The 10,999-nt window shown below is 69.1% G+C and carries 7 protein-coding genes; 6 read left to right on the forward strand and 1 reads right to left on the reverse strand.

What is annotated here, in order from left to right; translation table 11 throughout:
- Positions 1-117 precede the first annotated feature (117 nt).
- A complete protein-coding gene (locus ACFV9C_RS06435; RefSeq protein ID WP_380191059.1) occupies positions 118-2,196 on the forward strand; it encodes a hypothetical protein in 2,079 nt (692 codons plus the stop codon).
- A gap of 9 nt (positions 2,197-2,205) precedes the next feature.
- On the opposite strand, the gene ACFV9C_RS06440 is transcribed toward ACFV9C_RS06435, so the two are convergent.
- The gene (locus tag ACFV9C_RS06440) at positions 2,206-3,243 is read right to left on the reverse strand and encodes a LacI family DNA-binding transcriptional regulator (RefSeq protein WP_380191060.1); all 1,038 of its coding nucleotides are present in this window, start codon (positions 3,241-3,243) and stop codon (positions 2,206-2,208) included.
- A 126-nt stretch (positions 3,244-3,369) separates the two neighbouring features.
- On the opposite strand from ACFV9C_RS06440, the gene ACFV9C_RS06445 reads away from it, so the two are divergent.
- Genes ACFV9C_RS06445 through ACFV9C_RS06465 form a run of 5 tightly spaced genes read left to right on the forward strand, consistent with a single transcriptional unit; the run spans position 3,370 to position 10,595 of the window.
- The gene (locus ACFV9C_RS06445) at positions 3,370-6,186 is read left to right on the forward strand and encodes a hypothetical protein (protein ID WP_380191061.1); all 2,817 of its coding nucleotides are present in this window, start codon (positions 3,370-3,372) and stop codon (positions 6,184-6,186) included.
- Positions 6,183-7,397 carry an enolase C-terminal domain-like protein gene (locus ACFV9C_RS06450; protein ID WP_380191062.1) on the forward strand — a complete coding sequence of 405 codons (1,215 nt, stop codon included), beginning with the start codon at positions 6,183-6,185 and terminating at the stop codon, positions 7,395-7,397. The genes ACFV9C_RS06445 and ACFV9C_RS06450 overlap by 4 nt, the downstream gene beginning before the upstream one ends.
- Positions 7,398-7,422: 25 nt before the next feature.
- Positions 7,423-8,784 carry an ABC transporter substrate-binding protein gene (locus tag ACFV9C_RS06455; protein ID WP_380191063.1) on the forward strand — a complete coding sequence of 454 codons (1,362 nt, stop codon included), beginning with the start codon at positions 7,423-7,425 and terminating at the stop codon, positions 8,782-8,784.
- A complete protein-coding gene (locus ACFV9C_RS06460; protein WP_380191064.1) occupies positions 8,785-9,684 on the forward strand; it encodes a carbohydrate ABC transporter permease in 900 nt (299 codons plus the stop codon). It begins immediately after the preceding gene.
- A complete protein-coding gene (locus ACFV9C_RS06465) occupies positions 9,681-10,595 on the forward strand; it encodes a carbohydrate ABC transporter permease (protein WP_380191065.1) in 915 nt (304 codons plus the stop codon). Before ACFV9C_RS06460 ends, ACFV9C_RS06465 begins: the two co-directional genes overlap by 4 nt.
- The last annotated feature ends 404 nt before the right edge of the window (positions 10,596-10,999 follow it).

A 10,999-nucleotide genomic window follows, 5' to 3' on the forward strand; every position in this document is an offset into this window, starting at 1 on the left:
GGATCCACGAGCCCGAAGCCTTGACGGCCCGGCCCTGGGAATCCTAGCGTTCCGTACCGGCGATGTGAACGTTCACGTGCTTGTCACTTTCCCCCGCCCGCTAGCAAGGGATCCGACATGAACGACCGACCAGGCATCACCCGCCGCCAGGCCCTCGCGGCCGGCGGCGGAGCCTTCCTGTTCCCCACCCTCCTCAACTCTCTGCCGGCGACCGCGGCGTCGAGCGTCACGACGTCGTGGGTCGGCAACACCTACTCGGGTGCCACCGAGTGGATGCAGGACTTCGTCTTCAACATCGCGGTCACCCCGGCCGGCGCGGTCTACACCGTGAGCTTCTGGGACGAGGCCGGCAACTACGCCGGCATCTACAAGGACGGCCACCTGACCGGCAACTGCCGCGGCGCGAACGGTGACGCGGTCGCCGTCAACAGCACCAACGCGTACCTGTCCGCCGGCAACGGACTGACCGCCTTCACGCTGGCCGGCGCCGCCACCTCACTGACCTTCCCGATCGGCAGCCCACCAGCCGCCGCGGCCGCCACCGACACCCAGGTGATCGTCACCGACCGGGTGCAGAACCGGGTCGTGGTCTTCGACGCCAAGACCGCCGCCGTACTGCGCACCTGGAGCGTGAACCAGCCCGGCGCGGTCGCGGTGGACAAGACCAGCGGCGAGATCTGGGTGGTCGCGAACATCACCCGGGACGCCAACGACGGCCACTTCTGGCATGTCGACACCGCGAAACCCGCACAGATCCTGCACTTCTCCACCGCCGGTACGGCGCTCGGCGGCACCATCAACGGCCCCGCGGCGACGTGGATCCCGACCTCGCTCGCCGTCGACCGTGACGGCAACCTGCTGGTCGGCGACAACGGCCCGCGCCGCCAGGTCCACACGTACAGCACGCCCTCGACGACACCACGGCTGACCCGCAGCCTCGGCACGTCCGGCGGCATCGGCTCCGGTACGCCGGGTGTCGTCACGCCGGACAAGCTGTGGGGCATCGCCGGCGTCGGCGGCGACGCGGCCGGGAACGTGTACGTCGCGCTGTCCGAGTTCGGCTCCTGGCTGCGCAAGTACGACCCGAACGGCACCCTGGTCTGGGAGCTGATGGGCGCCGAGTTCGTCACCACCGCGGACTTCGACCCGGCCTCGGACGGCAAGGACATCTACAGCCAGCAGAACCACTACCGGATGGACTACACCAAGCCGCCCGGCAGCAACGCGGCCTGGATCGGGCATTCGCTCGACTCGGTCCGCTACCCGCAGGACGCGCGACTGTACCTGCCCGGCCACCAGCACCACATCTCGTCGCCGTTCCTCAAACGCCTCGGCGGCCGGCTGTACCTGTACGCGACCGGCATGTACGCGTCCCATCTGGTCATCTACCGGTACGACGGCGAGATCGCCCGCCCGTCCGGTGCGATCTTCAAGGCGCACTGGACCGGCGACGACCCGAGCTGGCCGCCGTACCAGCCCGCGACCGGCGAGTGGATCTGGCGGGACGCGAACGGCGACGGGAAGTTCACCGCCGACGAGTACCTGCAGACCGGCACCGGGCAGAACTCCCCCGGCAACTGCTGGGTCTGGTACGTCGACGACCGCGGCGACATCTGGGAAGGCGGCGACCGGGACCTGCGGCGCTACCCGCTGAAGGGTTTCGACAGCTTCGCCAACCCGATCTACGACTACGCGAGCCGCGTCACGATCCCGCTGCCCGCGCCGTTCAAGGTGGTACGCCGGTTGCACTACGACGTCACCACCGACGTCATGTACATGTCCGGCTACACCGCCGATCAGCCGTTCGACAACGCGTACTGGAAGGAGTGCGGCAAGGTCCTCGCCCGCTACGACCGCTGGAGCACCGGCAACACCACGCCGACCTGGACGATCCTGCTGCCGTGGGACACGACCGCGACGCCGCTGGTCACGACGGTGTCCTGGGCGCCGGCCGGTGACTACATCTTCAGCTGCGGCGTCGCGACCCGGGGCAAGGTCTGGGCCTGGCGGGCAGCGGACGGCGCGGCCGCGGGCAGCTGGTTGCCCGGGGCAAACGTCGGCGGCGTCGACCGGACCGGCTGGGTCGACGTACCGTACGGCCTGAACGCCGCGAAGCGGTCCGACGGGTCGTACCAGGTCACGGTCGAGGACGACCTGTTCAACAAAGTACTGGTCTACAGCTGGATCCCCGGCTGAGCGCCGTGATCAGGTCGACTGGCGTTGCACCAGGTCGGTGCCGAACAGCGTCGCCTGCGGCGGCTGGTCCGGGTCCGCGATCCGGTCCAGGATCAGCTGCGCCGCGGCCTGTCCCTGGCGGCGGATCGCGACCGCCATCGTGGTCAGCCCCGGCCGCACCAGCGCGGCCGCGTCGATGTCGTCGAACCCGATCAGCGCCACGTCGCCCGGTACGTCGAGGCCGCGGTCGAGCGCCTCCTGCATCGCCCCGATCGCGACGAAGTCGTTGGTGCACACCACGGCCTGCGGCGGACGGTCCAGCGCGAGCAACCGGTCCATGCCGGCCGCGCCGCCCTCCCTGCTGATCGCACCGTGCACGACGAGCTCGTCGTCGATCCGGATCCCGGCCGCCGCCAGCGCGGCGCGGTACCCGGCGACCCGGTCCGCGGGCGGTCCGACGTCGCTCGGCCCGGTGCTGCTCGGCCCACTGATGAAGGCGATCCGCTCCCGGCCGCGGGACAGCAGGTGCTCGGTCGCCAGCCGGCCGGCGCCGACGTCGTCCGTGGTCACGGTACTGATCCCGGGGTACGGCGCACGGTGCCCGAACAGCACCACCGGCACGCCGGCGTCGACCGCCGGCTCCGCGTCGGTGTGGTCGTCGTAGTACCCGGAGATGCAGATCCCGTCGACCCGGCGGGCGAGCATCTGCTCGACGATCTCGCGGCGGGACACCGGCTCCGCGTCGGAGCTGCAGATCAGCGCCTGGTAGCCCTTCGGCGACAGCACGTCCTGCATCCCGCGGGCGAGCTGCGGGTAGAACGGGTTGGTGATGTCCGGGACGATCACGGCGACCGTGGTGGTCGGCTGGCCCCGCAGACTGCGGGCCGCCTCGTTCGGCCGGTAGCTGAGCTCCTCGATCGCGCGTTGCACCTTCTCGCGGGTCCGCTCGGACACGGGACGGCGGCCGCTGAGCGCGTGCGACACCGTGGTGATGCTGACGCCGGCCAGTGCGGCGACGTCCACGATCCGCACCCGCTGCTTGCCGTCGGCAAAACGTCTTGCTGTCATGCCGCAAAGTATGCCATCGCCGAATCCCTTGATTTCAAGGGCGCTCTTGACAGCGTTGTCCACGTCCTTCAGAGTCGGACCACTCCAAACGCAAAACGTTCTGCATATCTTGCGGAGGTTGGCCTCATGCCCGAAATCCCGCCCATCACCCGCCGTCGTGCCCTCGGGTACGGCGCCGCCACTGCCGCCGGCGCCGCACTCGCGTCCACGCTGACCGCCGTACCGGGTCAGGCCGCGGTCACCGTCGCCGCGGCCGACGACCCGTCGGTCACCTTCACCGCCGCGTTCGACGACGTGACCGCGCTGTACGTCGCCCCGGCCGCGCCCGAACTGGTCGTCACGATCGCGTCCAAGATCGCGCTGACCGGCACCGTCAGCTGGAAGGTCCTTGCCCACGGCACCGAAGCGGCCGGCACCGGCAGCGCGCCGGTGACCGTCGCGGCCGGCGGCTCCGGCACGGTCCGTTCCGCCCTCGGACCGCGCACCCCGGACTTCTACGCCGTCCAGGTCGACCTCACCGACAGCACCGGCAAGACCCTCGCCACCCGCACCCTCGGCCTCGGCGTCCTGCACCCGCCGGCCGACGGGCTCCGCCCCGGATCGTCGTTCGGCCTCGGCCTGCGCGGCGAGTCCGATCCCGTGATCACCAAGCGGATCGCACAGCGGATGGGCGCCAAGTGGACCCGCGGCATCCTGTCGATCTGGCCGGACGCGGTCTGCACCGCGCCCGGCAAGTTCTGGAACCAGGCCGCGATCGACAAGGCCCGCGCCGAGGTCGCCGAGTGGCGCTCGTACGGCATCGAGCCGATCGGGTTCCTCGCCTACAACATGTGGTGGAATGTTGCCCCCGGCCCCAATGGCGAGGCGCTCAAACTGCACCAGAACAAGCCGCTCGACCTGAACGCGCACATCGAGATGACGTACCGCGCGATCGCCCCGATGCAGGACCTGGTGAAGAACTGGGAGATCTGGAACGAGCCGTGGGTGCACGGCTGGACCTGGAAGACCGGCGACGCCCAGGACTACCGCGACCTGCTCAAGCGGACCTGGGACCGGATCAAGCCGGAGTTCCCGGACGTGAACCTGATCGGCGGCGGCTCGGTCCCGTACCAGCGCGACATCGTCTACGCCAAGGGCTCCAAGGACATCGGGTACCTGGACGGCTCGATCAACCACGCGTACGGCGTACCGGACCCGGTGCAGTACGCGCTGACCAAGGTCCAGATCAAGATGGACAAGCTCTGGTCGAAGACGAATGGCCGCGCGGGCCAGTGGCAGACCGAGCTCGGTACGGCGGCGGACTCGTTCCCCGGCCTGCCGTTGGCGGACGTGCCGTACGCCGTCGCGCGGACGCTGGCGCCGACGTACCTGCTGCATCTGCTGGCGGGTGCCGAGGAGGACTCGCCGATGAAGGTGTTCTGGTTCTCGCTGTCGTACGACAAGGGCTACTCGGGCGACACCTTCAACATCTACGACGTCGGCACGAAGACGCCGCGGCCCGCGGTGATCGCGTACTCCGCGATGACGAGCCGGCTCGAGGACTCGCGGATGCTGCGGGAGCTCTACCCAGACGCCCGCTCGACGTGGGGCTTCCTGTTCGAGGACGCGGACGGGCACGGTCGCGCGGCGTTGTACTCGGTCCCTCGGCAAGCGGATGGCTATGCCCATCCGGAAAGCGATTACCGTGGCACGCTCACGCTGCCGGACGCGCGGGGCATCAAGGTGTACGACTACCTCGGCCGTGAGCTCAGCGACGGGCGCGCGCCGCAGGTCACGCTGCCGGTGAACCCGTGGGAAGTGCTGTACTTCGACAGCGACCGCTCCCCCGAGCAGCTCGCGACGGCACTGACCCGCTCGGCGCGCTTCGACTACGAGACCCCGCTGGACATCCGGCCGCTGTCGTTCACCCGCCCGATCGACGCGTCCGGCGCGCTCGAGGTCCGGGTCGAGAACGTCACCCCGCAACCGGTCAGCGCACTGCTCTCGGTGCAGGCACCGGCCGGCTGGGTACTGCGCACGCAGCAACTGGAGGTCGACGACGTACAGCCCGGCGAGGTCCGGACGGTGCGCTTCCCGGTGGTTGCCTATCGCAACGAGCCGTCGAACAGGTACCTGATCACGTACGACGCGAAGATCGCCGGCGCGGCGAAGATCCGGCAGACCGGCGAGCAGGAGATCCAGCTCGCGTACGCGCCGTACCGGAAGATCGCCGTCGGCGGGGACGCGTCGCAGTGGGCCGGGATCGCGGGCGTCAGCGTGGTGAACACGACGACGACCGGCGACCGGAAGGAGTACCGGCTGTGGTCGGCGTGGGACGAGCAGAACTTCTACGTGCGCGCCGTACTCGAGGACGCGGTGCACTTCGGGAACAAGCCGTTCCCGCAGGACCCGTACTCGTTCCCGTTCAAGGCGGACAGTCTGCAGCTCGCGTTCGATGCCGGCGCGAAGCCCGACGATCTGCTCGCCGGGGATCGGCACTACGCGAAGTCCGGTGGGTCGTTGTCGCATCTGTACGTCGCGACGCTGGCGCAGGGCGGGGTGTCCGAGCTGCATCGGCAGGCCGCGCCGGGGACGAACTACCAGACGTTCTACCCGACGAACGCGCCGCTGGATCCGCCGCTCGGACTGTTGACAGCCGACGAAGGGCGGGCGCTGGTCACGCGGGACGAGACCGCGAAGACGACGACGTACGAGGTCGCGATCGCCTGGGACCAGTTGCCCGAGCTGGCTCGTCGGGCGGTGGGGCTCGGGGCGGGTGAGCACTTGCGGACGACGTTCGCGTTCGCCGTCGCCGATGCCGGGACGAACGGGCACGGGATGACGTACTGGACGACGGCGAACGGGCCGCTGACCACGGGGTGCTACAACTTCGCGCCGTTCTGGGGCACCGGCGGGCTGGCGCTCGGCGGACGGGTCGACACACCGTGGGGGCTCGGGCGATGACCGAGCCACCGTGGAGCGGGTCGGACGTCCGGATCACCGACGTACGGGCGTTCCTCACCGCTCCTGAGGGGACCACACTGGTGGTGGTCCGGGTCGAGACGAGCGAGCCGGGGCTGTACGGCGTGGGGTGTGCGACCTTCACGCAGCGGGCGAACGCGGTGGCCACCACGGTGACCGACTACCTCGCGCCGCAGCTGGTCGGGAGGGACCCGGCGGAGATCGTCGACATCACGACGATCCTGCATCTGAGCGGGTACTGGCGCTTCGGGCCGGTGCTGAACAACGCGATCTCCGGTGTGGACATGGCGTTGTGGGACATCAAGGGCAAGCTCGCCGGGATGCCCGTGTGGCAGCTGCTCGGCGGCCGCACCCGCACCGCCGTCCCCCTCTACGGCCACGCGTCCGGCCGCGACCCCCACGAGGTAGCCGACGAAGTACGCGCCCTCCTCGAAGCGGGGTACACGCACGCCAGATGTCAGGTAGCAGTCCCCGGAGCTGGAACGTACGGCGCTCCGGCCGCTGGTCCTACGACTGGCGCGTGGGATCCCAGGAGGTACACGCGGACGGTGGTCGGGCTGTTCGAGCACCTCAGGCAGGAGCTTGGGGATGAGGTCGAGCTGATCCACGACGTGCACGAGCGGGTCGCGCCGGTGGACGCGATCGGGCTGGCGCGGGAGCTGGAGCCGTACCGCCTGTTCTTCCTGGAGGATCCGGTGGCGCCGGAGGATCTGAACTGGTTGCGCCGGCTCAGGGAGCAGTCCTCGATCCCGGTTGCGATCGGGGAGCTCTTCACCAACCCGGCCGAGTACCGCCCGCTGCTCGCCGAAGGGCTGATCGACTTCATCCGGGTGCACGTGTCCGCGATCGGCGGGCTCACCCCGGCCTGGCGACTCGCCGCGGCCTGCGACCTGTTCGGCGTACGGACCGCCTGGCACGGGCCGGGCGACGTCTCCCCGATCGGTCACGCGGCGAACCTCGCGCTCGACCTGGTCAGCCCGAACTTCGGGATCCAGGAGCAGCACCCGTTCAACGCCGAGGCCGAGGAGGTGTTCCCCGGCGTACCGCAGCCGCGGGACGGCCGGCTCTGGCCGAGCGACCGCCCCGGCCTCGGCGTCGACTTCGACGAACGGGCCGCCGACAAGTACCCACCCCTGCCGCGCTCCCGGTGGAAGCCGCCCCGCCGCCCCGACGGCGCCGTGCAACGCCCCTGAAAACCCTTTCTGGAAAGGACATCCGATGAGAGCAAGAATCCCGGTGCTGCTGCTGTGCGGCAGCCTCGCGCTGGCCGCGACGGGCTGTACGGTCGGCGGCTCGGCCGACTCCGGTGCGGGCTCCGGCTCCGGTGCCAAGAAGACCCTGGTGGTCGCCGAGTGGACGAACCCGTCGGCGATCGAGGCGACCAAGAAGATCAACGCGATCTTCGAGAAGGAGCACCCCGGCGTCACGGTGAAGCTGGAGAACGCGCCGACCGCCGCGGGCGCCTGGGGCACCCTCACCAACAGCCTGCTGTCCGCGAAGTCGGTCGACGTCCTGGCGCAGTTCGCACCGACCCCGGCGAAGTTCCCGCCGGCCGACACCGGGCTGAAGTCGTCCGGCTCGGCGGCGCTGATCACCGCCGGCCAGATCACCGACCTGTCCGGCCAGGACTTCATGAAGTCGTACGACCCGGTGCTGCAGAAGTACGGCGCCGGCTACAACGGCGGCATCTACGGCGTGGTCGCCGCGGAGTACATCGGCCACGGCGCGGTCTGGTACAAGAAGGACCTGCTGGACAAGTACGGCGTGAAGGTGCCGACGACGTACACCGAGTTCGTCGCCGCGCTGAAGAAGTTCAAGGACGCCGGCAAGACGCCGATCTTCGTGGCCGGCAAGGACGGCCTGCAGGGCATCGTGTACGGCGGCGCCGTCCAGCAGCTGCTGATGAAGGGCCAGACCGGGGCCGACTCGACCGCGGTCAGCGACCAGCGCGCGAAGGACTTCTGGGCCGGTACGAAGAGCTGGAACGACCCGCTCTACAAGGAAGCGGCGACCAAGTACACCGACGTCATGCAGTACATCGAGCCGGCCGCGTCCGGTGTCGCGCAGCTGACCGCGCCGGGTGTCTGGGCGGCGAAGTCCGACGACTTCCCGTTCTTCCTCGACGGGTCCTGGGACGGCAACACGATCAAGGAGGCGAACCCGGACCTGAAGTTCGGCTTCTTCGTGATGCCGGCCACCGACGACGCGGCGAACAACCGGATCCCGGTGAAGGCCGACCTGACCTGGATGGTGCCGACCTGGGCGCCGAACAAGGACCTGGCGATGGACTGGCTGCGGACCTTCTCCCGCCCGGAGAACTACAAGCTCTGGCTGGACGCCACCGGGTCGACCTCGACCCAGCCCGGTGTCACCTCGTCCACGCTGCCGTGGATGGACTGGCTGAACGAGCACAGTGACGAGCGGTTCGTCGCGCTCACCGACCCGTGGATCCCGGCCGGTGCGCCGCCGGAGGCCGCCGGGCCGGACCTGACCAAGATGACGCCGTTCGGCAAGCAGAGCGTGGACGACGCGCTGAAGGGTGCGGCCACGGCGTACCAGAAGTCGGTGGGGAAGAAGTAGATGACGACCTGTCCGTTCGGCACCCGCCGGACCCGCCGCTGGATCCCCTGGCTGTCGATCGCGATCCCGGGGATCGGCTGGCTGGTGTTCGGGCTGTACCCGTCCGTCGCCACGGTCGGCTACTCGTTCACGAAGTACTCCGGGCTCCCGGGCACCGCGCTCAACGTCTGCGGGCTGTGCAACTACCGGGACGCCTTCACCACCATGCTGCCGGACGTCGCGGGCAGTCTGAAGGTGACGATCGTCTACGTGATCGCGGTGACCCTGCTGCAGAACGGGGTGGCGCTCGGACTCGCCGTACTGCTGAAGGAGAAGCGCCCGCTGTACGGGTTGTACCGGGCGCTGATCTTCATGCCGCAGATCTTCAGCGTCGCGGTCGTCGGCGCGATCTTCTCGCTGCTGCTCGACCCGTACAGCGGGCCGGTGGCGCACTTCCTGCACTCGGCGTTCGGCATCACGTCGTCGTTGCTCGGGTCGACGACGCTCGCGCTGCCGCTGGTGATCGTGGTGAACGTGTGGATGTTCACCGGCTACTCGATGCTGATCTACATCGCCGGGCTGCGGCACATCCCGAAGGAGGTGTACGAGGCCGGCGCGCTGGACGGCGCCGGCCGGTGGGCGGTGTTCCGGCACATCAGCTGGCCGCTGCTCGCGCCCGCCACCACGGTCAACGTGTTCCTCACCGCGATGGGTTCGATCGGTGAGTTCGCGCTGATCCTGGTCCTGACCAACGGCAACTTCGGCACCCGGACCCTGGGGCTCTCGATGTTCACCACCGCGTTCGGCAGCAACTCGCAGCTCGGGTACGGCTCGATGCTGGCGATGCTGCAGTTCTTCCTGACACTCGTGATCGGCGGCGGCCTGCTCGTCGTACTGCGTCGGCGGGAGGTGTCGATGTGACCGCGACAGTTGCCGCGACCGCACGTCGCCGTACCGTCTCCGTCGCTCAGGGCGGGAGCAAGCGAGGCGCCGGGTGGTACACCAGTCAGGCGGCCTGTCTGGTGATCTCGGTCGGGATGTTCGCGTTGCCGGTGATCTATCTGGCGCTGCAGTCGGTGAAGCCATACACGGCGTTCCTCCGCGACCCCACCGGCATGCCGTCGGTGGTCAGCGGGGCGAACTTCAGCCAGGCGTGGACGCAGGGCGACTTCGGCCGGCAGATGGTCAACAGCCTGGTGTACGCCGTGGTGCCCGGTGTGATCACGTTGATCCTCGGGGTGTTCCTGGCGTTCCCGATCTCGCGCGGGTACTTCCGGCACTCGAACGCGCTGTACGGGTTCTTCGTGTTCTCCGGGTTCCTGCCCGGCGGGCTGATCCCGTTGTTCGTGGAGGCGCAGGCGCTGCACCTCTACAACAGCATGGTCGGATACCTGATCATGACGAGCCTTGCGGGCGCCGGGTTCTTCTTCTTCGTCGGCTACATCAAGGGGATCCCGCGGGAGCTCGACGAGGCGGCGGCGATGGACGGCTGCGGGTACGTCCGGTTCATCCTGCAGATCATCGTGCCGCAGATGAAGCCGGCGCTGGCGACGTTCGGGATCTTCGGGTTCATCGGCAGCTGGAACAACCTGATCCTGCCGCTGGTGATGCTGTCGGACTCGAAGCTGTGGCCGGTCACACGTGGGCTGTACTCGTTCTTCGGCGAGTACAGCCAGAACTGGCCGCTGATCGCGGCCGGGACGCTGATCGTCGCGGGGCCGGTGATCGTGGTGTTCGCGATCCTGCAGCGTTACCTGGTCGACGGCGTGGCCGGCGGCGCGATGGCGGGCAGCCGCGGCGTCGCGCAACCGGCCGTGGACGCCGACCAGTGATCATCTGGCAGCCCGGAGCTCGGAGCGTTCGCTTCGAGCTCCGGGACCGCCTCGACCACCCCGAGTTCAGCTGGCCCCGCACGCTGCTGACCTACCGCGTGCGCTGGCCCCTCCCGGCCTACACGCAACTCCAGCTGCTCGACGACTCCGGCACACCGGTCCCGTTCCAGCTCTCAGAAGTACGCCGAGAACAAGGCCGCCTGGCAGAAGCATCCGTCTCGCTCCTGTCCGACCTACCCCCAGGCCAAACCCGCGGCTTCGAGCTACGCCCTGGCCCTCCCACCGTGGCTAGGAACTCACTAGTTCTCGCTTACGAAGAAGATTCGGTCACCGTAGACACGGGCAGCCTCCGCGTCCGGATCCCACGCACATTGGCCGCTCCCGGCCTCCAGTTCGACCACGGC

Source organism: Kribbella sp. NPDC059898, from assembly GCF_042730855.1.
GTDB lineage: Bacteria > Actinomycetota > Actinomycetes > Propionibacteriales > Kribbellaceae > Kribbella.

Bases quoted from the DNA above. Each gene is read 5' to 3' on its own strand.
- ACFV9C_RS06450 (WP_380191062.1), top strand. From the start codon at position 6,183: ATGACCGAGCCACCGTGGAGCGGGTCGGACGTCCGGATCACCGACGTA.
- ACFV9C_RS06435 (WP_380191059.1), top strand. From the start codon at position 118: ATGAACGACCGACCAGGCATCACCCGCCGCCAGGCCCTCGCGGCCGGC.
- ACFV9C_RS06445 (WP_380191061.1), top strand. From the start codon at position 3,370: ATGCCCGAAATCCCGCCCATCACCCGCCGTCGTGCCCTCGGGTACGGC.
- ACFV9C_RS06460 (WP_380191064.1), top strand. From the start codon at position 8,785: ATGACGACCTGTCCGTTCGGCACCCGCCGGACCCGCCGCTGGATCCCC.
- ACFV9C_RS06440 (WP_380191060.1), bottom strand. From the start codon at position 3,243: ATGACAGCAAGACGTTTTGCCGACGGCAAGCAGCGGGTGCGGATCGTG.
- ACFV9C_RS06455 (WP_380191063.1), top strand. From the start codon at position 7,423: ATGAGAGCAAGAATCCCGGTGCTGCTGCTGTGCGGCAGCCTCGCGCTG.